General features: G+C 72.2%; 24 protein-coding genes and 1 pseudogene. 14 read left to right on the top strand and 11 right to left on the bottom strand.

Translation table 11 applies throughout. From position 1 onward, the window contains the following. Position 1: 1 nt before the first annotated feature. On the bottom strand, positions 2–604 hold the full coding sequence (casB, locus tag ACH4U8_RS40160) for a type I-E CRISPR-associated protein Cse2/CasB (RefSeq protein ID WP_360312380.1): 603 nt from the start codon (positions 602–604) through the stop codon (positions 2–4). Positions 605–832: 228 nt separating this feature from the next. Here casB and ACH4U8_RS40155 point away from each other — a divergent pair, with 228 nt between their 5' ends. Continuing rightward, positions 833–1,735 carry an LLM class flavin-dependent oxidoreductase gene (locus tag ACH4U8_RS40155; protein ID WP_360312382.1) on the top strand — a complete coding sequence of 301 codons (903 nt, stop codon included), beginning with the start codon at positions 833–835 and terminating at the stop codon, positions 1,733–1,735. Between the two features lie 37 nt (positions 1,736–1,772). On the opposite strand, the gene ACH4U8_RS40150 is transcribed toward ACH4U8_RS40155, so the two are convergent. Both ACH4U8_RS40150 and ACH4U8_RS40145 read right to left on the bottom strand, forming a co-directional pair. Then, positions 1,773–2,291, bottom strand: a complete 519-nt coding sequence (locus ACH4U8_RS40150; RefSeq protein ID WP_395783223.1) for an HAD domain-containing protein — start codon at positions 2,289–2,291, stop codon at positions 1,773–1,775. Further along, a complete protein-coding gene (locus tag ACH4U8_RS40145; RefSeq protein ID WP_395783089.1) occupies positions 2,291–3,622 on the bottom strand; it encodes a sensor histidine kinase in 1,332 nt (443 codons plus the stop codon). Before ACH4U8_RS40145 ends, ACH4U8_RS40150 begins: the two co-directional genes overlap by 1 nt. A 532-nt stretch (positions 3,623–4,154) precedes the next feature. Here ACH4U8_RS40145 and ACH4U8_RS40140 point away from each other — a divergent pair. Then, on the top strand, positions 4,155–4,439 hold the full coding sequence (locus tag ACH4U8_RS40140) for a hypothetical protein (RefSeq protein WP_360312386.1): 285 nt from the start codon (positions 4,155–4,157) through the stop codon (positions 4,437–4,439). Positions 4,440–4,469: 30 nt separating this feature from the next. Here the strand turns inward: ACH4U8_RS40140 and ACH4U8_RS40135 are convergent, their stop codons facing one another. Next, positions 4,470–5,375 (bottom strand): Ku protein, encoded by a 906-nt coding sequence (locus ACH4U8_RS40135; protein WP_395783087.1) that lies wholly within the window; start codon positions 5,373–5,375, stop codon positions 4,470–4,472. A 263-nt stretch (positions 5,376–5,638) separates the two neighbouring features. Here ACH4U8_RS40135 and ACH4U8_RS40130 point away from each other — a divergent pair, with 263 nt between their 5' ends. From ACH4U8_RS40130 to ACH4U8_RS40115, 4 genes are all read left to right on the top strand, one after another. Then, entirely contained in the window at positions 5,639–6,409 is a 771-nt protein-coding gene (locus tag ACH4U8_RS40130; RefSeq protein WP_395783085.1) for an alpha/beta fold hydrolase, read from the top strand. A 636-nt stretch (positions 6,410–7,045) separates the two neighbouring features. After that, positions 7,046–9,538 carry an ATP-binding protein gene (locus ACH4U8_RS40125; protein ID WP_395783221.1) on the top strand — a complete coding sequence of 831 codons (2,493 nt, stop codon included), beginning with the start codon at positions 7,046–7,048 and terminating at the stop codon, positions 9,536–9,538. Between the two features lie 119 nt (positions 9,539–9,657). Further along, positions 9,658–10,446: a metalloregulator ArsR/SmtB family transcription factor gene (locus tag ACH4U8_RS40120; protein ID WP_360312392.1), complete on the top strand. Its 789-nt coding sequence runs from the start codon at positions 9,658–9,660 to the stop codon at positions 10,444–10,446. 112 nt (positions 10,447–10,558) lie between these two features. After that, on the top strand, positions 10,559–10,909 hold the full coding sequence (locus ACH4U8_RS40115) for an AQJ64_40280 family protein (protein WP_360312394.1): 351 nt from the start codon (positions 10,559–10,561) through the stop codon (positions 10,907–10,909). Positions 10,910–10,942: 33 nt separating this feature from the next. On the opposite strand, the pseudogene ACH4U8_RS40110 reads toward ACH4U8_RS40115, so the two are convergent. Beyond that, positions 10,943–11,260 (bottom strand): annotated as a pseudogene (locus ACH4U8_RS40110) (dienelactone hydrolase family protein); the annotation flags it as partial. 111 nt (positions 11,261–11,371) lie between these two features. Here ACH4U8_RS40110 and ACH4U8_RS40105 point away from each other — a divergent pair. Next, entirely contained in the window at positions 11,372–11,854 is a 483-nt protein-coding gene (locus ACH4U8_RS40105) for a MarR family winged helix-turn-helix transcriptional regulator (protein ID WP_395783083.1), read from the top strand. 22 nt (positions 11,855–11,876) lie between these two features. Here ACH4U8_RS40105 and ACH4U8_RS40100 read toward each other — a convergent pair whose 3' ends face one another. From ACH4U8_RS40100 to ACH4U8_RS40085, 4 genes are all read right to left on the bottom strand, one after another. Further along, complete coding sequence (locus ACH4U8_RS40100; protein ID WP_395783081.1) at positions 11,877–13,592, bottom strand: protein kinase; 1,716 nt, start codon at positions 13,590–13,592, stop codon at positions 11,877–11,879. Between the two features lie 213 nt (positions 13,593–13,805). Further along, on the bottom strand, positions 13,806–14,243 hold the full coding sequence (locus ACH4U8_RS40095) for a hypothetical protein (protein ID WP_395783079.1): 438 nt from the start codon (positions 14,241–14,243) through the stop codon (positions 13,806–13,808). 358 nt (positions 14,244–14,601) lie between these two features. Further along, positions 14,602–14,949: a hypothetical protein gene (locus ACH4U8_RS40090; RefSeq protein ID WP_395783077.1), complete on the bottom strand. Its 348-nt coding sequence runs from the start codon at positions 14,947–14,949 to the stop codon at positions 14,602–14,604. A gap of 162 nt (positions 14,950–15,111) precedes the next feature. Further along, entirely contained in the window at positions 15,112–16,554 is a 1,443-nt protein-coding gene (locus ACH4U8_RS40085) for a DHA2 family efflux MFS transporter permease subunit (RefSeq protein WP_395783075.1), read from the bottom strand. 51 nt (positions 16,555–16,605) lie between these two features. On the opposite strand from ACH4U8_RS40085, the gene ACH4U8_RS40080 reads away from it, so the two are divergent. The 4 genes from ACH4U8_RS40080 (at position 16,606) to ACH4U8_RS40065 (ending at position 20,149) form a co-directional block, all read left to right on the top strand. Next, on the top strand, positions 16,606–17,358 hold the full coding sequence (locus ACH4U8_RS40080; protein ID WP_360312404.1) for a TetR/AcrR family transcriptional regulator: 753 nt from the start codon (positions 16,606–16,608) through the stop codon (positions 17,356–17,358). A 262-nt stretch (positions 17,359–17,620) separates the two neighbouring features. Next, on the top strand, positions 17,621–18,220 hold the full coding sequence (locus tag ACH4U8_RS40075; RefSeq protein WP_360312406.1) for a hypothetical protein: 600 nt from the start codon (positions 17,621–17,623) through the stop codon (positions 18,218–18,220). Positions 18,221–18,336: 116 nt separating this feature from the next. Then, complete coding sequence (locus tag ACH4U8_RS40070; RefSeq protein ID WP_395783073.1) at positions 18,337–19,380, top strand: NAD(P)/FAD-dependent oxidoreductase; 1,044 nt, start codon at positions 18,337–18,339, stop codon at positions 19,378–19,380. Between the two features lie 97 nt (positions 19,381–19,477). Further along, positions 19,478–20,149: a hypothetical protein gene (locus ACH4U8_RS40065; protein ID WP_395783071.1), complete on the top strand. Its 672-nt coding sequence runs from the start codon at positions 19,478–19,480 to the stop codon at positions 20,147–20,149. Between the two features lie 2 nt (positions 20,150–20,151). Here the strand turns inward: ACH4U8_RS40065 and ACH4U8_RS40060 are convergent, their stop codons facing one another. Further along, on the bottom strand, positions 20,152–20,748 hold the full coding sequence (locus tag ACH4U8_RS40060) for a GNAT family N-acetyltransferase (RefSeq protein ID WP_395783069.1): 597 nt from the start codon (positions 20,746–20,748) through the stop codon (positions 20,152–20,154). Between the two features lie 221 nt (positions 20,749–20,969). Between ACH4U8_RS40060 and ACH4U8_RS40055 the strand changes: the two genes are divergently transcribed. The 3 genes from ACH4U8_RS40055 to ACH4U8_RS40045 all read left to right on the top strand — a co-directional run bounded on the left by ACH4U8_RS40055 (position 20,970) and on the right by ACH4U8_RS40045 (position 22,953). Then, on the top strand, positions 20,970–21,833 hold the full coding sequence (locus ACH4U8_RS40055; protein WP_395783067.1) for an LLM class flavin-dependent oxidoreductase: 864 nt from the start codon (positions 20,970–20,972) through the stop codon (positions 21,831–21,833). 101 nt (positions 21,834–21,934) lie between these two features. Further along, positions 21,935–22,519 (top strand): CGNR zinc finger domain-containing protein, encoded by a 585-nt coding sequence (locus ACH4U8_RS40050; protein ID WP_395783065.1) that lies wholly within the window; start codon positions 21,935–21,937, stop codon positions 22,517–22,519. Then, positions 22,516–22,953 carry a protein-tyrosine phosphatase family protein gene (locus ACH4U8_RS40045; protein WP_395783063.1) on the top strand — a complete coding sequence of 146 codons (438 nt, stop codon included), beginning with the start codon at positions 22,516–22,518 and terminating at the stop codon, positions 22,951–22,953. The genes ACH4U8_RS40050 and ACH4U8_RS40045 overlap by 4 nt, the downstream gene beginning before the upstream one ends. A gap of 19 nt (positions 22,954–22,972) precedes the next feature. Here ACH4U8_RS40045 and ACH4U8_RS40040 read toward each other — a convergent pair whose 3' ends face one another. Beyond that, positions 22,973–23,872: a 4-hydroxy-tetrahydrodipicolinate synthase family protein gene (locus tag ACH4U8_RS40040; RefSeq protein ID WP_395783061.1), complete on the bottom strand. Its 900-nt coding sequence runs from the start codon at positions 23,870–23,872 to the stop codon at positions 22,973–22,975. Between the last annotated feature and the right edge of the window lie 65 nt (positions 23,873–23,937).

The raw sequence follows: 23,937 nt of genomic DNA, 5'->3' as shown, positions 1-23,937 counted from the left end.
CTCAGGTCGCACCCGGGAACCTCTCCCGCCCCCATCCGCCCCCTTCGCCGCCGCCCAGATCGTGGAAGTCCTCCTCCCAGCGGTTGCGCGTGTAGCGCCGGCCGACCGGGGTCTCCCACCACAGGAGGTCCTTCGCCAGGCGCACGTGGTCGAGGGTGATGCGCCGGCGGTGGAGTTCGGGCATCAGGGTGCTCAGCCGCGCGACGAGTTCGCTCGTGTCGGCCGCCTCGACGGCCGCGTCGAAACCGGTGCGCCCGCGCCGTTGTACGAGGGTGCCCTCGGGCGCGATCAGCAACGACAGGTCGCGGCAGGCCGCGCCGATCGAGGTGCCGTCCGGACGATGCGGCGACGTGGCGGTCCGTCCCTGGTGGATCAGGTACAGCCTGACGGCCTGCGTGACGGCCCGCGTCGCGCGCCGGCGTTCGAGCGTGTGCGGCAGGTGCACGGTGACCGCCTCCAGGGCCGAGGCGCAGCGTCCCGCGTCGTTGTCGGCAAAGCGCGCCGCCAAGGCCCGATCGCCGTGGACCCGGACCAGGAACACGTGCAACGCGTGCTCCCAGGGCGCCCAGTAGGCGGAGGCACGCTGGATCGACGGCGCCGTCATCGGGCGCACTCGGTCGGAAACGGCATGACGTGGTCCTCACTGCTGTCGTCGACGGACGGATGCACCGCGACATCGAACCCGGATCGATGCCACTCCGTCGTGAACATGACGAACCACGACCGCCTTTTGTGACCACGGGTCCTTCCCCGGACCCGGACACCCGCACCCCGGGACACGCCGCACCGCGACCGTCCACGAAGGTGCGACCCGCCGCCTAGAATGGGAGATATGACCGATTATGGGCGCCCGTTGGAGTTCGGTGTCTTTCCCACCCCGGACAGCTCACGGGTCGACGAGATCCTCGCGCTCGCGAGCATGGCCGAGCGTGAGGGTCTCGATCTCGTCGGTGTGCAGGACCACCCCTACCAGAGCCGATTCCTGGACACCTGGTCGCTGATGGCCGTGATCCTGGCGAACACCCGGCGGGTGCGGGTGTTCCCGGACGTGGCGAATCTGCCGCTGCGGCCGCCGGCGGTGCTGGCCAAGGCGGCGGCCAGCCTGGATGTGCTCTCCGGTGGGCGATTCGAACTGGGCCTGGGGGCGGGCGCGTTCTGGGAAGCCATCGGGGCGATGGGTGGCCCCGCGCGTACCCCGGGTGAGGCGGCGAGCGCGCTGGAGGAAGCGGTCGACATCGTCCGCCTGATGTGGTCCGCGGAGCGCTCGGTGCGCTACACCGGTCGGCACTACCAGCTCGCGGGCGTGCATCCCGGGCCGCGCCCGGTGCACCCGATGGGCATCTGGCTCGGCGTGCTGGGCCCGCGCCTGCTGGACATGCTCGGGCGCAAGGCGGACGGCTGGTGCCCCTCGAACAGTTACGCGACGCCCGAGAAGCTGCCCGACATGCAACGCCGCATCGACGACGGCGCGGCCGAGGCCGGGCGCGATCCCGCCGACATCCGACGCGTCTACAACGTCTTCGGGGCGATCACCGACGGCCCCTCCAACGGCTTCCTGGTCGGCCCGCCCCGCCAGTGGGTCGAGGAACTCACCGCGCTGGTGCTGCGATTCGGCATGGACACCTTCATCTTCGGCGCCGAATCCGACGATCCCGCCCAACACCACCGCTGGGCCGCCGAGATCGTCCCCGCCGTCCGCGACTCGGTGACCCGCAACCGCGGCAACACCCCCTGACCGACCGGTCGAACCCGCCCCGCCGACGCGCACCGGATCAGGACGGCACGATGCCGAGCCAGGCGGCGACGGCGGCGAAGTCGTCGTCGGTCAGACCCCGGCGCGGGTCGACACGATGCAGCAGCGCGGCACCCTCGTGATGCACGGCGACCCACGCCCGATCGACATCGGTGATCTCGTCGTCCACCCAGACGAACGCCCGGCCCCCCGCCCGACCGACCAGTGCGCGGGTCTTCCAATGCAGCCCGGCCCGCTCGTCGCGGTCGTCGACCTCGGTCTGTTCCGGCCAGACCACCACGTCCAACGCCGGCAGACCCAGCCGCGGGGCGATATGGGTGTTCGCCTCCTCCATCCAGGCCGTGGCCCACACCAGGTCGCACGGCAGCCGCGACAGCCGGGGCCCGTGCCCGGGGTCGAGCCTGGCCGACAGCGGATTCGCGTCGGCATCGCACGCCTCGGGATCGGCGCCATGGTCGGGATACTCGGCCGCCCCGAACGGAAGCAGCGGCCCGTCGACATCGAGAAACAGCAGCGGACGTTGCATCGGCACCGACATCACCCGGCCCCGGAGGAGGTGATGGTCCACGACGTGGACAGTGTGCACGGAATCCGCATGGTCACCCGGGTCGGACCGCCGGGTGGGCTGGTCACGGTCAGCACCCCGTCGAAGGGGGCGAGCCGGCGCTCGATGCCGCGCAGGCCGCTGCCCCGGCCGGGGTCCGCGCCGCCTCGGCCGTCGTCGGTGATCTCCATCCGGAGCAGCCCGAGATCGTGGCCGATCTCGATCCGGACCCGGTCGGCCCCCGAGTGCTTGGCGGCGTTGGTGAGCACCTCGGAGACGGCGAAATAGGCGGCCGACTCCACCGGCGCCTCCGGCCGCCCCGGCAGGTCGATGTCGACCTGTGCGTCGAGCGGGCAGATCATGGCGAGCGAGCGCACCGCGTCGCCCAGGCCCCGGTCGGCCAGGATCGGCGGGTGGATGCCGCGGACCAGGTCGCGCAGTTCCTCCAGCGCCTTCGACGAGGACTCACGGGCCTCCACGAGCAGGTCGCGTACGGCGGCGGGATCGCGTTCCAGCAGGTGTTCGGCCGCGCCGAGCGTCATGCCCATCGCGACCAGACGGGCCTGCGCGCCGTCGTGCAGGTCGCGCTCGATCCGCCGGATCTCGGCGGACTGCGTGTCTGCCGCCTCGGCGCGGGTCGCGGTGAGCCGCTCGATCCGGGACGCCATCTGCGCCTTCTCGCTCGGCGCGAGCACGGCCCGGGTGTAGCGGGCGTGCAGGCGCACCGAACGCGGCGCCAGCCACAGCGCCGCCGGCAACTGCAACACGCCCAGGAGCGCGGCGAGGGTGGCCGTGGTCTGGTCCCGGACGGGGATGAACAGATACCGAAGGCCCTCCCACTCCTGCGACAACGGGACGCCGTAGAACCCCAACCCGATCGCCCAGCAGCCGCCGAGGAGCAACGCGGCAGGCCCGATCGCGAGCGTCGCGCCGACGATCGGGTCGATCGCCAACCAGAGCCAGTCGCGCCACGTCTGCGGATCCCGGACGATCCACCGCAGCCGCGCGAGGAAGCCGCGTTCACCGGGCGCCGGCTCGGGCAGGTAGCTCACCGGGATCCGCACGTCCGACCACCGATACGCCAGCGCGCGTTGCCGATCCGCGAGCCCCCGCACCGCCCGCACGACCGGTGCCACCAGGACCAGCCCCAGGCCGGTGCCGAGCAACAACACCACGACGGACACCGCGAGCGACAACAACGCCGCCACGAAGGACAGCCCCCACAACGCGAGCGACCGCCCCAGCGCCACGAGCCCGCCCGAGAAGGAGAAGCCCCCACCCCTCGCCCGCAATCGCGCCCCACCACCCGAACCCGCATTTTCCATCCGTCCCGCGCCCTTCCCCTGGGTTTCGGTGCATCGGCCGCACGGGCCCCTCGCCAGTATGCGACGAGCAAACCGGCCGAGTCGGTGGAGCTGGACCCCCTCTTGTCGCCCGATCGACAAGCATTACGAAGCTTTACACCGATTACCCGAATTGCTTGTCTCATCCCGATGCACCCATGCCGGATGGGCCGGCCATGGACGAGGAAGCGCCGTCGTCGACGTCGGTGAACTTCTCGGACCGTGGCACGCGAAGCGGCCGCCACAGTCCTCGGACTTGAGGATGCCGCCCCCGCGCACCCCGCCCGCGCGGGCCGGCCGGGCGGGTGCGAAGCCGCTCGGCGCGAGGCTCCGGGCGAGGCCGGGCACCCGGCCGCCACCTCGGCAGGTTCCGGCTCACCCGCAGGAGTCGGCGCGCCGGCACCCGCCGTGCCCGCGACCCGCGGCGCGATGTTCCACGTCGATCCGGCACCCGGTGGCACCGGACTTGTCCGACGGGCGACGAGTTCGAGCCACAGGGCCTATCCTCGAACACATGTCCGAACGCTTGCCTGATCGCACGCCCGACCCACTGCCCGAACACCTGCTCCCGCTGCTCGACGTCCAGCTCGGGTTCGAGCGTGCGCACCTCGCCTGCCTGCGCGCCGCCGAGGTCGGCGACGAGGACGCGCTCCATCGGGGCCGGGCCGCTCGGCTGTCCGCGATGCGGGCGCTGATCACCGCCCGGGCCGCCGCGGGTGCGGACGGCGCGCCCGATCGCGACCTGCTCAAGCTGGCCGCCCTGGACGCCCTCGCCCGGGAGTCGACGGACCCCGCCTGATCGCCGCGGCCGACCGCCCGGCGGCGACCCTCAGCCGGTCTTCCGGCGCGGCCGGGTGCTCGTACTCTTCTTCGCCTCGGCACGGCTGCTCGTGCTCTTCTTCGCGGCGGCACGGCCGCTCGTGCTCTTCGCCGCCGGTCGGCTCCTCGTCGTCGTCCGCGTCTTGCCGTCCGTCTCCTTCGCCGGCTTGGCGTGGCCCTTCTCGGCGGCCTTCACGCTCGCGGTGAGCACGGACATCAGGTCGACCACGTTGCTCTCGCCCTCGTCCCGAACGACCTCCTCCGCCTCGGGATGCCCGCCGGTGGCCTTTGCCTCGACCAGGGCGTCCATCGCGCGCTGATAGTCGTCGTGCACCTCGTCCAGGTCGAAATCCTCACTGAGGGTGTCCATCAACGAGGCGGCCATCTTCAGCTCCTGCGGGCGGATGGTGACCTTCTCGGTGGGGGCGATGCCGTCGGGCGCGCGGAGTTCGTCGGGCCACAACATGGTCTGGAGGGTCAGGATCTCGCCCTGGGCGCGGACCAGCGCCAGGCTCTCGCGCGTGGAGAGGGTGATCTTCGTGACCGCCGCCCGGGACCGACCGGCGAGCGCCTCGCGGATCAGCACGTACGGCTTGGCCGCCGCCGACGACGCGGGCCCCAGGTAGTAGGGCTTGGACAACATCAACGGATCGATCGCGGCCTCGTCCACGAAGGCCAGTACGTCGACGATCTTCTTGCTCGGCAGCGGCAGCTCGGACATGTCCTCGTCGGTGAGGACGACCTGGGTCCCGTCCGCCGCCTCGTACGCCTTCGCGATGTCGGCGAAGACGACCTCCTCGCCGTCCAGCTCGCACACCCGCTTGTAGCGGATTCGCCCGCCGTCGTCGCGATGCACCTGATGCCCCGGCGACCGATGCTCGGACGTGGCCGGATAAAGCTGGACCGAGATACTCACCAGTCCGAACGAGATTGCGCCCTTCCATGTCGCCCGCATACCAACCCCTGACCGATTTGATATGAAATGACCATCTCCAACGGTAGGTCACCCCGGCACCGCACGCCTCGGACGCCCACCCGGCCCGATCCCCGCAGGGGAGGGGGGTGAATGCGCTCGGCCGACGGCGGGGCGGACGGTGTGCCGCGATGAGTTTCGGGGTGATGGAGAGTCCCATCAGATGACCGCTTGCCCCGACCCGACCCACGCCCGAGGAGAGCACGATGACGGCCAACGCCCCCACCGGCGGATACGCCCCGGTGAACGGCATCGAGATGTACTACGAGTTGCACGGCGACGACGGTCCGCCGCTGGTCGTGCTGCACGGTGGCGCGCAGACCGTCGGCCTGAGCTTCGCCGCGCTGCTGCCCTCGCTCGCCGCGAACCGTCGGGTGATCGCGGTCGAGTTCCAGGGGCACGGCCACACGGCGGACGGCGAGCGCGCGATGTCGTTGGAGGTCTTCTCCGACGACGTCGTCGCGGTGCTGGACCTGCTCGGTGTCGAACGTGCCGACTTCCTGGGCTACAGCCTCGGCGGCCTGGTCGCGCTGCGGACGGCCGTACGGCACCCGGAGCGGATCGACCACCTCGTCCTGCTCGCGACGCACTACCGACACGACGGCTATCACGCGGAGATCACCGCGCCCGAGCAGACCTCCCCACGACTGCCGACCGAGGCCGACTTCGCGGCGATGGTCGACGCCTACACCCGGGTCGCCCCCGATCCCACCCACTTCGAGGCCACCCTGGCCAAGCTCCAGCCACTGGCCCACGGCTTCGTCGAGTGGACGGAGGACGAGCTGCGTGCGATCGCCGCCCCCACGCTCGTCGTGCTCGGCGACACCGACTTCATCCGCATCGAGCACGCCGCACGCATGCACGAACTGATCCCCGCCGCCCAGTTGGCCATCCTCCCGGATACCACCCACATGGCCGTCCCCCGGCGCACCCACCTCCTCACCCCCATGCTCGACACCTTCCTCCCGGAGCCATGACCCCGCCGCCGCACCGCCGGGCCCACCCGGCAGGGCGGGCGACCGGCCGGGCCACCGGCGGGCCCGGCACGCACGGGCGGCACAGACGAGCGCGCGGCGCGGACGGACGGTGCCCGGGGCGAGGTGCGCGGCGAGCCGTATCCGCCGAGCACGACCGGTCCGTCCCGGGCGCCGGGCGAATCGAACCGGATCAGCGCGGCCTCGCGCGGCAGCCCGACCCCGGCACGCGCGGCCCGCCCGCATCCGCGCCCCGCCCCGCCCGGCGGTCCCGGTGGGGCCGGCCCCTCGGGTCGGCCCCGGACGGCCGCAGCTCGCCGCCCCCTCCGCGGTCCCGTCGCCCGGCCGTTCACGCCGCCGGCCGGACGCAGCCCCGGGACGGGGGTTGTGCACGACAATGTCCGGGGTCGGTCGTCGGGGTGTTCGGGGCGCGGGGGCGGTGGGGTTGGTTTTGACCTCTTTGCGGGTTGGGGCGGCCGATGGAAGGGGTGGGTGCCGGTGAGGCACGGACGGGTCGGAGTCCGGAGTTCGCCGGATCCCGCTGTCTCGGGGCCGGCCGGCCCCGCCGTCGAGGACTGCCGGCGGGGCCGGTTGCGGGTCTATCTCGGTGCGGCGCCCGGGGTGGGCAAGACGTACGCGATGCTCGACGAGGCACGGCGCGGACTACGGCACGGTACGGATGTGGTGGTCGGTGTCGTGGAGTGCCACGGACGACCCCGCACCGAGGAGCTGCTCGCCGGCCTGGAGGTCGTGCCGCGCAGGCAACTGTCGCATCGGTGCGGCTCGTTCACCGAGATGGACGTGGACGCGGTGATCGCCCGTCGACCGCAGGTGGTGCTGGTGGACGAACTCGCGCACACCAACGCGCCCGGTTCGCGCCACAAGAAGCGCTGGCAGGACGTCGAGCAACTGCTCGACGCCGGGATCGACGTGATCTCGACGGTGAACGTGCAACACCTCGAATCGCTCAACGCCGTGGTCGAGTCGATCACCGGTGTGGCGCAGCACGAGACGGTGCCGGACGGCGTGGTGCGTCGCGCGGACCAGGTCCAGCTCGTGGACCCGGCGCCGGAGGCCCTGCGGCGGCGGCCCGCGCACGGAAACGTGTATCCGCCCGAGGCCGCGGCGTCGGCCGACCGCTTCCGGCCGGGGAATCCGACGGCGTTGCGGGAGCTGGCGCTGTTGTGGGTGGCGGACCGGGTGGACGAGTACCTGCGCGAGTACCGCCACGACCACGGGATCGACGCAGCGTGGCGGGCCCGCGAGCGGGTGGTGGTCGCGCTGACCGGCGGGCCCGAGGGCGACACGCTGATCCGGCGCGCGGCCCGGATCGCCGGTCGGGGGCCGGGCGGGGAACTGCTGGCGGTGCACGTCGCGCGCAGCAACGCCCCGTCCGGCTGCTCGCCCGCCGACCTGGTCCGTCAGCGCCGCCTGGTGGACTCGCTGGGCGGCACGTTCCACTCCGTGGTCGGCGACGACGTGCCCGGTGCCCTGCTCGACTTCGCCCGGGGGGTCGACGCCACGCAGGTGGTGCTGGGCGGCAGCCGACGCAGATCCTGGCAGTACGTCCGCGGCCCCGGCGTCGGCGCCACCTTCGCCGCCCGCTCCGGCGACATCGACACGCACATCGTCACGCACGAACACGTCGGCCGCGGCCGGGACACCACGCCCAAACGCTCCGGCACCGCCCGGGGCCGGGCCGTGGCGAGTTGGGCGGTCGCCCTGCTCGGCCCACTGGTGCCGGCCGCCGTGCTCGTACCGATGCGCGGCGGTGTGGCGCTGCCCGGCGACATGCTGCTGTTCCTGGCCCTGACCGTCGGGGTCGCCCTGTTCGGCGGCCTGTGGCAGGCGGTCAGCACGGCCGTGGTCGGATCGTTGTTGCTGGACTACTACCTGACCGCGCCGACGCACACGCTGAAGATCGCCGCGCCGGGCAACGTGCTCGCCCTCGTGGTCTTCGTGGTGATCGCCCTGGCGGTGGCCTCGGTCGTCGACCTGGCGGCGCGGCGCGCGCAGCAGGCCGCGCGCAGCCAGGCGGAGGCGGACACGCTGAGCTTTCTGGCCGGCAGCGTACTGCGCGGTGAAGGAGCGTTACCCGCGCTGCTCGAACGGGTCCGCAGGACGTTCGGGGTGGAGTCGGTGGCCGTGCTGCAACGCGACGGATCGTGCGGGCCCTGGGAGAGCGTCGGCTCGATCGGCCCCAATCCGCCGACCCGGCCCGATACCGCGGACGTCGAGGTGCCGGTGGACGAGTCGCTCGCGCTGGTGTTGTCCGGTCGCGCGCTGCCCGCCGACACGCGCGCCGTCCTGGGCGCGTTCGCCGCGCAGGCCGCGCTGGCCCTGGAACGCCGCACCCTGGTCGCCGAGGCCGCCGAGGCCCGTCGGCTCGGCGAGGGGCACAGTGTCGACACCGCCCTGTTCGCCCTCGTCGCCCGGGATCTGCGCGCGCCCTTGGCCGTGATCAAGGCCGGCGCGTCCGGCCTGCGTTCGCACGAGGTGGACTGGGCGCGGGCGGAGCGGGCCGAGTTGCTGGCCACCATCGAGGCGGGCGCGGATCGGCTCGACCAACTGATCGGCAATCTGCTCGACATGAGCCGGCTGCGCATGGGCACGATCGAGCCGCTGCCGAGCGACATCGCGTTGGAGGAGGTGGTCCCGGGCGCGGTGGCCCGAGTCGCGCGGACGGCGGTACGGGTGTCGGTGCCCGGCACGCTGCCGACCGTGCGTGCCGACCCCGAGCTGCTGGACCGCGTGGTGGCGAATCTGGTCGAGAACGCCGTCCTGCACACCCCGCCCGAAACACCCGTGATCGTCGCCGCCGAGGTGGTCCGCGACCGCGTCGAACTGCGCGTGGTCGACCGCGGCCCCGGCCTGCCCGACGACGCCAAGGACCGCGTCTTCGAAGCCTTCGCCCGACACGGCGACGCCCCCCGAAGTCGCGGCGTCGGCCTGGGACTCGCCGTCGCCCGCGGCTTCGCCGAGGCCATGCACGGCTCGCTCGCCGCCGAGGACACCCCCGGCGGCGGCCTGACCATGATCCTCACCCTCCCCGCCTCCACCGAGCCCCGGCCCGAGCTCGGCTCCGGGCCCGAGCCCGGGCCGGACGACCTCCCGGCGGAACCCGCCTCCTGAGCCCTCGCTCCGAAGCGCGCCGACCCGGGCGAACACCCTGCGACCGGTCGTCGACCTCACGATTGACAATAGGCAGGTATTTGCCTGCATAATTGATCGTGAGCCTCGAAGCGAGAGCGATGGACTCGATTTTCAAAGCACTGGCCGACCCCACCCGACGCCTGCTGCTCGACCGGCTGCACGAACACAACGGCCAAACGCTGCGCGAACTGTGCGAACGCCTGGACATGGCACGCCAGTCGGCGACCCAGCATCTGGACATTCTGGTGCGGGCCAACCTCGTGACCGTCGTGCGGCGCGGCCGGGAGCGGCTGCACTACCTCAACCCGGCACCGATCCACGAGATCGACGAGCGCTGGATCTCGGGCTTCGAGAAGCCCCGTCTGCAAGCGATCAGTGCCATCAGGAAACAGGCAGAGGAGTACGCCATGACCAACGCACCCGAACCCGTGCCCGACTACGTCTACGTCACCTACATCCGGGCGAGCGCCGACCAGGTGTGGCAGGCCCTGACCGACGCCGACCTGACGGCCCGATACTGGGGCCACGCCAACGTCTCGGACTGGCGGCCGGGGTCGGCCTGGGAGCACCGGCGCACCGACGGATCGGGCGCCGTCGACGTCGTCGGTCGGGTGCTCGAAACGGAGCCCCCGACCCGCCTGGTCATCACCTTCGAGGATTCCCCCGACGCCGAGGCGACGCGCGAACCGTCCGTCGTCACCTTCCTCGTAGAACCGCACCAGGACATCGTGCGGCTCACCGTGACCCACGAGAACCTGGCCGACCTCGCGATGCTCGACGGCATTTCGCATGGCTGGCCGGCCGTACTGGCGAACCTCAAGTCGCTGCTGGAGACCGGTGAGATCCTCCCCCAGGCGCCGTGGGAGATGCCGCCCGCACACGACTGAGAGACCCCCGCCCGCACTCCGCGCACCGGGTCGACCCGCCCGCCGGGAGCGGAACCGGCGGGCGGGTCGCTTCGTTGAAGTGATCCCAGCAGGACCGGAATCGGGAGCGCGGATGCACGTGACGGTGGAGTGGGTGGACGCCCGCGAACGACTGCCCTTGGACGGCATGCCCGTGGCAGCGGCGACGACGGGCCGCTATCCCACGCACGCGGACGACCCCGAGTCCGGGCAGGACTTCTGGCTGGTGATGCCCATGCGCTTCGCCGCGCGCCACATCGACGAGGACGGCGTCGAGCGGCACGACTGCTTCGTCGACTCCGACCGCGTCGTGCGACTGCCGTACGGCCGCCCCGGCGCCGAACCCGTCACCCACTGGGCGGCGTTGCCCACGCTGCCCGGTACGACCACGCACTTTCTGCTGGGCGAGGACGTGCCCACGGCGCTGCACGACGCCCTGGGATAGGGCAGGACCCGGGCGCTTGGCCGAGCCGGAGCCTCAGCCGCGGACCGGGGTGCGGCCGAGGAGGTCGAGCAGCCGGTCCCAGTGGCGCTGCAGCCCGGCGGCGCTGAAGGCGTCGGTGTCGGCCATGGTGAAGCCGTGGGTCGTGTCGGGGTAGATCTCGGTGGTGTGGCCGACGCCTGCGGCGTCCAGGGCTTGGTAGAGCTCGCCGACGATCTCGGGTGTCAGGTCGCCTTCGGCCAGACCGAGATGCACCTCGGCGGTGAGCGTGGGGATCAGGCGGTGCAGGCTGTCGGGCGCGTCGCCGACCACGAAGCCGGGGTGGAATCCGGCGACCGCGGCCACTCGGTCGGGAATGGTGGGGTTTCCTTCCGAGTTCGCTCGACGGCGTCGGCCGCACCGACGCCGTCGGCACGAGCGAACGTATATCGTTAGTCCGACTAACGTAACGGTAGGATGTGGGCCATGATCGAAGCCGAAGCCCCGAACCTGTCCGACGACGGCGCGCCCAGGACGCCCGACCGGCTGCGTCGACGGGCGAGCCGACTGTTGTCGCAGCTCACCACGCGGTCGGACCGGCTGATCAACGAGGGGCTGGCCCGAGTCGACGCCCGCAAGTGGCACTACGCCGTCCTGGCCTCGCTCCAGGATCTCGGACCGGGCAGCCAGGCGGCGCTGAGCGGGCGTACCGGCATCTACCGCAGCGACCTGGTCGGCGTGCTCAACGAACTGGCCGAGCGCGACCTCGTCGAGCGCACGCCGGACCCCCGCGACCAGCGCCGCAACATCATCACCATCTCCCCCTCGGGCCGCCGACACCTGCGCCGCCTCGACCGGGTCCTGGACGTCCTGCACGACGAACTGCTCGCCCCGCTGGCCCCGGCCGAACGCGAGCAATTCGTGCAACTGCTCACCCGTTTGCTGGACCACCACTCCCAACCGTCCTGAGCCGGGCCATGGTCCGTGTGGCCTATGGCCGCAGGTTCGCGGAGTCGGCGGCGGAGGGGGTGGGGGACATGCGCTCGGCCAACCCGCGCACGCCGCTCACGGCGACCACGATCAGCACGACCAGGGTGTAACCGCCCTCGCGGGGGCCGGGGGCCCGGTACTCGGTCTGGGCCCACCAGGCGGCGGCGAACGCCACCCACAACAGACCGGTCAGGACCGAGGGGTTGTGCCGACGGCGGACGAAACCCGCGAGCGCGAACGGTACGAGCCCCAGGAACGGCAGCGCGTGGATCCAGGTCGGCGCCCCCAGGGCCGCGTAGTTGAGCGAGACCACATATGCCCAACTGATCGTGACACTCAGCCGAGCCGACCACAGCAGCGCCACCAGGGAGAGCACCAGCGCGACTTCGGCGGCGGGAATGAGGACGACCGGGACCGGCCGCTCGAACCGGACGAGCGCGATCGTGGAGATCAGCAGCAACACCCAGCCCACCACCGCGATGGCCCCCGCCTCGGTGAAGCGGTAGCGAATCTGCCACGGCGACTGCGGCCGCCCGCGCTCGGCCCCGAACCCGGGACCGGCCCCGAACCCCGGTGCGTACCCCGGCCCGGCGCCGGATCCGGGCCAGGGCCCGGCGCCGGGAACGGCTCCGGAAACGACCCGGGGTCCGGCGTCGAAACCACCCCCGAATCCCGCCCCGGCCCCGGGCGACCCCATCGGCGGCGCGGCGGGCCGCGGGGGCGGCGGCACCAGGGTGACCGCCGCCGCGGACCGGTCCGGCGCGGGCCGTCCGGCCCAGGCCGGTGACGGCGGTGTGCTCGTGGCGGTCGGCAGGCCGTGCGGCGCGACCGCCGTGACGTCGGCGCTCAGGGCCCGTTGCGCCGATTCCAACGCCGACCGGAACGCCGCCGCGTCGGCGTACCGCTGTGCCGGTGACTTGGCGAGTGCCGACAGTGCGAGTGTGTCGATCCCGCCCGGCACGTCCGCCCGCAGCGCCGACGGTGGCGGCGGTGTCTTGGTCAGGTGTTGGTTCATCACCGCGAACGGCGAATCGCCGGTGAACGGCGGTTGCCCGGTCAGCAGTTCGTAGAGCAGGCAGCCGAGCGAGTAGACGTCGGAACGCGCGTCGACCGCTTCCCCGTCGATCTGCTCGGGCGACAGGTACGCCGGCGTGCCGACCATGAGTCCGGTCGCGGTCAACCGCGTCGTCGTCTCGGCGAGTGCCTTGGCGATGCCGAAGTCGAGCACCTTGATCGCGCCGGACTCGGTGACCATCACGTTCGACGGCTTGATGTCCCGGTGGATCACCCCCAGGCCGTGACTGTGCACCAGGGCGTCGGCGACATCGCGGGCGATCGCCACCGCCCGCGCGATCGGCAGCGGGCCGGTGCGCAGCGCGTCGGTCAGGGTGTTGCCGTCGATGTACTCCATGACCAGGAACGGGACGGTGTCGCCACCGTCGACGTCCTCGCCCACGTCGTGCAACGTCGCCACACCGTGGTGGGACAGGGCGGCGCTGGTCCGGGCCTCCCGGCGGAATCGTTGGCGGAACTCCTCGTGGCGGGTGAGTTCGGCGGGCAACACCTTCACGGCCACGGTGCGCCCGAGCTCGCGGTCGACGCCCTGCCAGACCTCCCCCATGCCGCCTCGGCCCACCAACCGCACCAGTTCGTACCGCCCTGCAAGTACCCGCATACCCGAGTGCCCCCGCTGCTCGACCGCCGTTGCCGCAGCCACGGTACCGGCACCGGTCGGGAGGGGGCGGTCGCGGACGCCGGCCCGACCACCCGCATACCGCGGCACGTTCGCGGGCCGAGGCGAGCCCGGACACGGCGCGCGTGGCCGGGACGAGCGGCGTGCGCGGTTCGTCGATGCCGGGCACGGGTGGAGGGGCGGGCGTCGGCCGCGAAGTCGAGCCCGCCGTACTCTTCGGCGGTGTTCCGGGTGGTGTCAGGCGGCCTTTGCCCGGCCTTCGGAAACCTGGCGCAGGGCGTCGTCGAGGTCGGACTGGGCGCGTTGCAGCCAGGCCGCGGTGATGTCCACGGCGTCGCCGAGTTCGCCGCTGCGCCGGTGCAGGTGCAGTTGCTCACCCTCCTCGGCGGCGCGGGCGTGCTTGATCGCGTGATGGATGCGCCCGGCTGCGGCGAGTTCGCCGCCCGCCACCTGGAGCCAGGCGCGGGTCGTCGCGTCGGCGACCTTGTCGGTGTTCGCGGAGTCGGTCAGCGCCCGCGCGATCGCCTCGATGCTCTTGCCCGCCAGCTTGCGTGTCGCCAACGCCGGTGGCAGACCGGGGAGTTGGTCCAGTTCGGCCAGGATCACACTCTCCAGCAGGGCCAGGCCGTACGTCACTCGGCCCAGTTTCAACAGATACTCGTCATCCGGAATCATCGAGCCATTGTGCGATACGGGTCGGACACGATCGCGACACCACACGGCGTGTCGCACCCAATGCAGCCGGACGCGCCAGGCTCTGCGCTCCCGGGGCCCGATCCGGTGGCCTCGACGGCTGCCGCAGGCATCCGCGTCGTCGGCCGGAGCAAGGAGCCGCCCGACGACTGGGGGTTGGATCGCCGGGCGGTCCGGGCACCGACCACGGGGGTTGTCGGCGCATCCGCAACGATCCGCCGAACAACCGCCCGCGCGCAAGACCCGCCGCAGCACTCGCCGCACGACCCGTGCGTCGGGGCGAGCGTGGTGCGGGGGTCACCCTGAAAGCATCAACCGAAGCAGGATCACCGAATCGGGATCAACTGAAGATCACCGACCTGAGCTTCAGTCGTTCGGACCCCTGCCCGCCGAACGGGCGGAGGGAGAAGTAGTCGCCTTTGCAGCCGGGTTCGGTGAACACGCCGGCGGTGGCGTCGGTGTCGTTCCTCGGCGAATGGGCCGGACTCGAGGAGCCGGGGTCGGCGACCTCGGGCAGGTCGATGCACTCTCGGCCGGGCGGGTCGAACAGCCGGGCCTCCTGCGGCTGTCCGTTGAGGCCGGTGTACTTGTAGGAGAACTCGCCGGTGGCGGCGCCGGCGGAGGTGGGCAGGGTCACGACGAGCGTGAGCGCGCCGACGACGGCGACCATGCTGCTGCGGAAACGCATGAGGGAGCTTCTTCCTTTCCCAACGGGACGGTTCGACGCCAGCCTTTCGCGGCGCACGACCCGAACCGTCCTCCGGCACGCCCCATCACTCCCACGAGCAAGCTGAATCGATTCCACCTCGGCCATGTGAGTGACCTTCGCCGGCGCAATGCCGATCGATGCTCAGTGCGCCGGTCGGGAGTGCTTGGGCAGCAGGCCGACCAGGAGAAGGGCGAGGAGGTACAGGGCGGCACAGATGCCGAAGACCCACTGCGCGGCGTGGAAGTAGGACTGCGTGGTGCCGTGGGCGGCACGGGAGAAGAACACCGTGCCGAGGGCGGCGACGCCGATGGCTCCGGCGAACTGTTGCACGGCGTTGAGCATGCCGGCACCGGTGCCGACTTCCTCGGCCGTGGCGTCGCCGAGGATGAAGTCGAAGAGCGGGATGAACATCAGGCCCGCGCCGAAGCCGGTGAGGAACAACGACGGCGCGAGTTGCCACACGGTGATGCCGGTGTTCCAGTGCACGGTGGACCACCACAGGGCGAGCAGGCCGACGATCGCGACGGACAGGCCGATGCGCATCGTGGCACGGCCGAGCTTCTCGGCGAGCACGGCACCCGCGAGCAGGACCGCGACGGCGGTGCCCAGCGCCCAGGGGATCAGGGTGAGGCCGGTGTGCAAGGGCGTCCAGTGCAGGCCGAGTTGCAACAACAGGTTGATGACCAGGACGAACGCGCCGAGCGAGGCGTAGAAGCCGCCGACGATCAGCAGTCCGACGACGAAGCTGCGCCGGCGGAACAGGGACGGCGTGATGACCGGGTGCGGGCTGCGACGTTCGGAGGCGACGAAGAGCGCGAACACCGCGACCGAGGCGACCATCGAGAGATACGTCCAGACCGGCCAACCCAGCTCGCGCCCCTGGATGAGCGGGACGATCAGCAGCGCGGAACCCGCGGTGAGCAGCCCCACGCCGACGAGGTCGAGCCGGCTGCCCGGGTCCTCACCGGCATGGTGGGGCAGGACGCGGCGGCCGAGGACCGCGGCGGCGACGCCGAAGGGCACGTTGATCAGGAAGATCGAGCGCCACTGGCTGCCGAACAGGTCCAGGTGGAGCAGCCAGCCGGCGAGGATCGGACCGGCCACCGTGGCCAGGCCCATGATCGGACCGAACGGCATGAGGGCCTTGCGCAGGTGCTCGGGCGGGAAGACGACCTTCACCAATGCCATGCCCTGGGGGATCATCACCGATCCGAATAGTCCCTGGAGCAGGCGGGCGCCGATCAGGAAGCCGGGACCGGGCGCGAGGCCGCAGGCCAGCGAGGCGAGGGTGAAGCCGTTCAGGCCGATCAGGAACAGGCGTCGGCGGCCGAGGATGTCGCCGAGCCGGCCGGAGGTGACCAGGCCGAGGGCGAAGGCCGCGGTGTAGACGGTCAGCACCCATTGCAGGGTCATCGGGCCGCCGCCGAGGTCGGCGCGGATGGACGGACCCGCGAGGTTGGCGACGCTGGAGTCGATCAGGTCCATGATCTCGGCGATGAAGACGACGGCCAGGACCAGCCAGGCCCGCCGGAGGGGGATCGGATCGGCATGGGAAGCCGTCAACGAACTTTGTTCAGTAGTCATGAACTAAGTTCTAGGCGACGAACTTAGTTCTGGTCAAGCTAGAATGTGCCCATGCCCTCCGACCACCCGAGGCGGGGCCGAGCGGCCCGCCACGCACCACAGCCCGCCGATACCGCGCCGACGCCCTCGCGGAAGGCGCCGATCACCCTCGACCGCATCACCGACGCCGCCCTGCACGTCATCGCCACCGAGGGATACGACGCGCTCACCGTCCGCAGGATCACGCACGTCCTGGGAACCGGGCCCTCTTCGCTCTACGCGCACATCGTCAACAGGGACGACATCGACGACCTGATCATCGGGCGGCTCTGCTCCGAGATCGTGCTGCCCGAGCCCGATCCGGCGAACTGGCAAGCGCAGACCCGCGATGTGTGCGGCCAGCTCCGCGACCGGTTCCTCGCGTACCCGGGCGTCTCCCGCGCCGCGCTCGCCATGCTCCCCACCAACCTGGAGACCCTCCGGGTCAACGAGGGCCTGCTCGCCATCCTGCTCGCCGGGGGCGTCGATCCGCAGCGGGCGGCCTGGGCCATCGACAGCCTCTCGCTCTACGTCAGCGCCTACGCCCTGGAGCGCTCGCTGCTCGCGCAACGACGGAAGCACCCGGACCACGAGTGGGTTTTCAGCCGAGCCGAACTGGTCGGCCGGTTCGAGGCACTTCCGGCCGACCGGTTTCCGCAGATCAGGCGGCACGCGGCCGAACTGACCTCGGGCGCGGGGCACGACCGCTTCGACTTCGCCCTCGGCCTGATCATCGACAACCTCGTCCCGGAGCATCCCTCGACCCGGCCGGACCGGGTCGGGTAGGTCGTCCGGGGTCGGCGCGAACTCGGCGGGATCCGCAGGGCGGTTCGGTGCCGACCCGATGTTCGCGGCTGCGACGCCGGCCGCGGGCGAGGCGGGTCGGGCGGGGCATCACGGGTGTGCGACCGGGGCGTTCCTCGGATAGAGTTCCGCGGCCGATCGGCCACGGAACCACGGAGGCGACTTGTCCAACCATCCGGGATACCCAGGCCCCCAGGGCCCACCTCCTCCTCCGCATCCGAGCCAACCCAGGTGGGCCTGGTGGGTGGTGGGCATCGCCATCCCGCTGATCGGCATCTTCGTCACCATCGCCGTCAGTCGATCCGGGTCGGATTCGGATTCGAAGAGTCCGTCGGCGAATTCGGCCACCGTGCCCGGCACCTCGCCCCCGGCTGCCTCGCCGGGCGGGCAGAACCCGCCGGCCGGCGGTGCGGGCGGCCAGTCGGCGTCGAACACCCCGACGAACGCTGGTGGAACGGCGCGGGTCCTGTTCGGCCCGGGTCCGGTCACCGTCGACCCGAACAAGCAGTACGTCGACTTCGACACCAGCCCGCCGCTGGTCTCCCAGTCGAACAAGGCCGTGGACCTCGCCTTCCTGTACACGCTGGGTGCGCCCGAACTCATGACGGTCGGCTCCAGCAACACCCTGGCCGCGATCCCGCAGGGCGATCCGGACCCGACGCCGCAGGTGTGCGCCGAGGCGATTCGCAAGCGCGGCACCTACCTGGGCGGCGAACTCGCCCAGGGCACCCGCTTGTGCATGGTCACCAACGAGGGGCGCACCGGGTTCATCCGGGTGGACGGGCCGGCCGCCGCCAACGTTCCGCTGCGACTCCAGGCGACCGTCTGGGATCTTCCCGGCTGAGGCCGGGCGGTCGCCGTCGGCGCCGGCCGTCGGGTTTGCCGAGGGTCACCGCCGATGACCGCGGTCGGGTTTGCCAAGACGGCAAAGAAGTTTGGCGGAATCGGCACCTCGGTCGCATGGTCGTAGTGGAGGTGGTCACGATGACCGATCGGCTGATGGACGACGATTACGACGTGGTGGTCGTCGGCGGTGGTGCCGCCGGACTGGGCGGAGCGTTGACGCTGGCGCGGGCCCGACGCTCGGTGTTGGTGATCGACTCCGGTGCCCCGCGCAACGCGCCGGCCGCGGGGGTACACGGGCTGCCGACCCTGGACGGGATCGCGCCGGCGGAATACGTGGCCCGCGCCCGGGCCGAGGTGCGTGGCTACGGCGCCCACGTGGTCCTTGCCGAGGTCGACGCGGTCCGCCGTACCCGTGACGGGTTCACGGTGACGACGGCCGACGGTCGGGCCGTGCGTGCCCGTCGGTTGTTGGTGACCACCGGGCTGGTCGACGAGTTGCCGGACGTACCCGGGCTGCGCGGCCGGTGGGGGCGGGACGTGCTGCACTGTCCGTACTGCCATGGTTGGGAGATCCGCGACCAGCCAGTCGGGGTGTTGGCCTGCGGCCCGCTGTCGGTGCACCAGGCGCTGTTGTTGCGCCAGTGGAGCGCGGATGTCACCTACTTCGCGCACACCATGCCTCCGAGCGACGAGGACGCGGAGCAACTGGCCGCCGTCGGCATCCGCGTGGTCGAGGGCGTGGTGGCATCGCTGGAGATCGCCGCGGACCGCCTCGTGGGCGTACGGCTGGGCGACGGCACCGTGGTCGCGCGTGCGGCGTTGGCGGTAGCGCCGCGGATGGTGGCCCGCGCCGGGTTCCTGGGCGGCATCGGGTTGTGGCCGGTGGAGCATCCGTCGGGGGCCGGCGAGCACATCCCGGCCGACCCGTACGGCGCCACCGACGTACCGGGCGTGTGGGTCGCGGGCAACGTCACCGATCCCTCCGCCCAGGTCGGGACCTCGGCGGCCGCCGGCGCCGTCGCCGCGACCCGGATCAACGCCGACCTGGTCGCCGAGGCCACCCGATGCGCGGTCGCCGCCCGCCGGGACCCGTTCTCGGCGGACAACGAGGCCCGCGTGTGCGCGAGCGTGCTGGGCGACCGGCGCCACGGCCTGTGAGGCACGGGCCGGCGCCGGCGCACGCTTCCGAGCGTCGTCGGCCGCCGACCCCGTGCGCTCGCACCGGCCCGCCGCGGCTCCGGCCTAGACTCCGACCGTGGCCGGACAATCACGAACGACGACGAGTACGGCGCCGCTGTCGGGTGTGCGCTTCGTGGGGTTGCGCTTTCGGCTGGAGACGCGGGGGTTGCACCGCCCGGTCCCGGTCGAGGTCGCCGCGCTCACCCATCACGGTCCGGGCGATCACGTCGCCTGGCGCGCACACGCCCCGATCGAACCGCCCGCGCCCGACGGCGCGCCGCCCGCGCCGATCACCGTCCCGGTACCACCCGCGGCGCCCGGCTCACTCGCCGCGGCACTGACGGACATCGAGCGCCACGTGACCCGCGATCTCCCGCACGCGATCATCGGACTGCCGCCGTTCGCCGAGAAGACGCTCGTCCGGGAACAGCGCGCCTACTGCCCGCTGCTCGCCTCGTGTGTCGTCCTGGACGTGCTCACCCTCGCGGCGATCGTCACCCCGACCGCCACACCGCAGTCCTTCGACACCAGGCTGCAACACCTGGGCCTGCGCCCGCCCCTCGAACGCGCGGTCACCTGGGACGCGTACGCACTGGCCCACCTGTTCCACACCACCGTCGCCAAGGGCATCGCCACCGGCCGCTGGTCCACGCTGGACGACCTGATCCGGGTCGCCGGCTCCTCCCCTCCCCCCGTCGAACCCGAATTCATGCCCGCACTCGACGTGCAGGAATCCCTCTTCGACTGAGGTCAGCGAGGTGGGGCGGAGAGCGGCCCGTTGCCCGCCGTGCGCAGCAGGGGTTTGGTCATGGCCCGGGTGATCGTCGGGTCGCGGCCGTCGACGTAGGGGTCGCGGAGCGTGTAGCCGGCGCCCGCGAACAGGGCGAGGGCCCGTACGTTGCGGCTGCCGGTCTCCACGACCAGTCGCCGGGCGCCGGCCTGGGCGGCGGTGTGCTCCAGCGTGCCGAGCAGGCGGCGGCCGTGGCCGTGGCCGCGCTGTTCGGGTTCGACGTACAGGCGTTTGATCTCGGCCGCCCGACCGGGCATGGTGCGCCATCCGCCGCAGCCGACCGGGGTGTGTCCGCTGTAGGCGAGGACGAACAGGCCCTCGGGGGGCTCCAGATCGCGAGGCTCGGTGAGGTCGGGGTGATCGGCGAAGCCGTACATGGCGACCTGTTCGGCGTACAGCGCATACAGCAGGATCTGGGTGTCCGGATGGGTGTAGGGACGCGGTACGAGCCGAACGTCGGCAAGGGCGTTGGGGCCATCGGCGCCGAACGGCCCGTGATGGCCCGGTGCCCCACCCAACACGGCCCCGCCCTTGGCGCGGTGCGCGAAACGGATCAACGACCTGCTCCCTTCCCGCCGACCCCGCACATCGGGGCTCCCCCACGATTCTCCGCGAAGCCCCCACACCCCGAACAGTGGCCCCGGCCAACAGACCACAATCCCTCCCCACCAACTCCCCACCACCCCCACCCACTCGCCACTGTCGAACCCGACGGGCCGACTCTCGGGTCGACGACTTCGGGGTTGCCCGGGGTAGTGGGGCGGAGCAGGATTCGGGGATGCGGTTTTCTGTGAATGTTCCGAACTTCGGTGACTTCGCCGATCCTCGGGTGGTGGCCGCGGTCGCGGTCGCCGCCGAAGAGGCCGGGTGGGATGGGCTGTTCGTCTGGGATCACGTGGTGCACGACAAACGGGCGCGGCGCGGGCAGCCGTTCGGTGATCCCTGGATGTTGCTGACCGCCGCGGCGTTGGCCACCTCGCGGATCAGGTTGGGCACCCTGGTCACCCCGGTGCCGCGCCGGCGGCCTCAGCAACTGGCCCGCCAGGTGGCCACGTTGGATGCGCTCAGTGGCGGGCGGGTGATCTTCGGCGCGGGGCTGGGCGGGCCGTTCGAGGACGAGTACGCGGACTTCGGCGAGCCGACCGACCCGGTCGTCCTCGCCGAACGCCTGGACGAGGGGCTCGATTTGCTCGATCGTTTTTGGTCGGGCGAGCCGGTGGAGCACGACGGAACACACTTCCGGGTCCGGGACGTGACGCTGCTGCCCGCCTCGACGCAGCGCCCGCGGCCGCCGGTGTGGATCGGCGGGTTCTGGCCCAATCGCCCGCCGATGCGCCGTGCCGCGCGCTGGGACGGCGCGGTGCCGTTGTTCGCCGACGCCCGGCACGGCCAGGCCCCGCCGCTCGACCAGGTGCACGACCTGGTCGCCTACGTGCACAGGCACCGCGAGTCCGACGCACCCTTCGACCTCGTCCTCGGCGGCGTCAGTCCCACCGACCCCGCCCGCGCCCACGACCTGCTCGGGCCGCTGGTCGACGCCGGCGCCACCTGGTGGGACGAACGCCGACTCATGGCCGACGAAGACCTGTACCGGTCGGCCCCGATCCTGCGGCGCGTCGAAGCGGGGCCGCCGGTGTTCTAGGGCAGCCCGGTCCGCCACCCACGAAAGGTGGCGGCGGGCTCACGGTCGGCGGGCTGTAAGGGTTATAGTTGCGCTTCATCGGTTACCAAGGAGCGCAAGGCGTGCGAATCCCCCTCACCGACTACGCCCCCGGGGCGGCCGTCGCCACCGATCTGGTCAACACCTCACCGACCGTGCGACCCACCGGCGACGCCCTCCCCGATCCGAGCGCGCTGGCGAACTTCCTTGCCGAGCACGGGCTTTCCCTCGCCGCGACGGCCGACGGACGCCCGCCGACCGAGCAGGACCTGCATCGGGTACGGCTGCTGCGCCGCGAGGTACGCGTCGTCGTGGAAACCGAGACCGAGGCGCACGCCGTGGCGGGCGCGACCGTACTCGCCGACCGGGCCGGTCGCGCCCCCACCCTGCGTCGCGGCCCCGACGGCCGAGTGCAGTGGTACGTCCCGACCGCTCCCGAGGCCACCCTCGCCGACGAACTGGCCGCACTGATCGGCATCGCCCTGCTCGGCGTCGTCCAGGGGCTCGGCCACGAACGCTTCCGGGCCTGCGCCACCCCCGACTGCCGGGGCGTGTTCGTGGACACCAGCCGAGCCGGACGCCGCCGCTACTGCACGCCCGACCTGTGCGGCAACCGGGTCAACGTGGCCAACCACCGTGCCCGCAACAGGATCGGCGGCGTCCGATGAGCGCCCTCACCGGCACCCTGCACCTCCCGGACGGCAGCCCGATCCGCGGCCGCGGCCTGCGCCACGCGCTGCCGGACGGACCGGTCCCGGAGTTCGGGCTCTACCTCGGCTCCGACCGGCTGCGCCGCCGGCACGAGGACCGACTGCCGTGGCCGCACACGTGGATCGACTGGCCCGACTTCCTCCTGCCGCGCGACCGGGACGCGGCCGTCCGCGAGATCCGGGCCCTGCACGAACGAGCCCGTACCGGCGCCTCGGTCGAGGTCGCCTGCGGCGGCGGCGTCGGCCGCACGGGCACGGTCATCGCCTGCCTCGCCGTGCTGGCCGGACTCGACCCCGCCGAGGCGATCGCCTGGACCCGACGCCGGCACCACCCGCGCGCCGTGGAAACCCCCTGGCAGCGCCGCTGGGTGAGCCGCTTCCCGGCGGCCTGAACGACCGCCGTGCGTGGCGCTACCCGCCCAGGTCGGCCAGCCGCTTCAGCGTCGCGTCGATCGACCCGCGTCCGGCGGGCAGCAGGGGCAGGCGCACGTCCGGGGTCGGAATGCGGCCCTGCGCGTGCAGCACGCCCTTGATCACGGTCGGGTTGGGTGCGCCGAACGCGGCGGCCGACAACCCGGCCAGCGCGTGGCCCAGCTCCCGGGCCCGCACCACGTCGCCGCCGCGCCAGGCGTCGGCCAGCGCCACGAACCGGTCGGTGGCCAGGTGCGCCGAGGCGAGGATGCCGCCCGCCGCGCCCAGGGCCAGCAGCGGGGACAGGAACAGGTCGTCGCCGGCCAGCACGGCGAAGTCCGGCGGCGACTCGCCGAGCAGGTCCACCGCGTCCTGATCGATGCCGCCCGTCGCCAGCTTGACGCCCACCACGCCGGGAATCCGGGCCAACTCGCGCAGTCCGGCCGCGTCGAGCGGCTGCCCGGTGCGGTACGGGATGTGATAGACGATCAGCGGCAGCGGACTCGCGCTCGCCAGATGGGCGAAGTGCGCCCGTACGCCGGCCTGCGCGGGACGGGTGAAGTACGGGACCGGCACCAGCGCGGCGACGGCCGCGGGCCACCGCGCGAGCTCCGCGAGGGCACGCGCGGAGGCCCGGGTGTCGTTGTTGCCGGCGCCGATGGTCAGCGGCGCGCCCCGAGCCGCACACACCCGCGCGCACACGGCCAGGACCGCGAGCCGCTCGTCGGCGTCGAGGGTGGCGGCCTCGCCGGTCGTCCCCAGCGCGACGATCCCGGCGGCGCCCGCGTCCAGGATGCCGTGTGCGAGGCCCTCCAGTGCCTCCTCGGCGACGCCTCCGTCGGCGGCGAACGGTGTGACGAGCGGTACGTGAACCCCGTGCAGGGGTGGAAGCCGATGCATGCCCACCAGCGTGACCCGCACCTTTCGTTCAGGTCCAGTTCACATTGATAAATCCGAGCGTAAGC

The organism is Embleya sp. NPDC020886 (assembly GCF_044333915.1).
GTDB lineage: Bacteria > Actinomycetota > Actinomycetes > Streptomycetales > Streptomycetaceae > Embleya.
The sequence above is the reverse complement of the archived record's forward strand: the minus strand, read 5'-3'. Positions and strand labels throughout refer to the sequence as shown.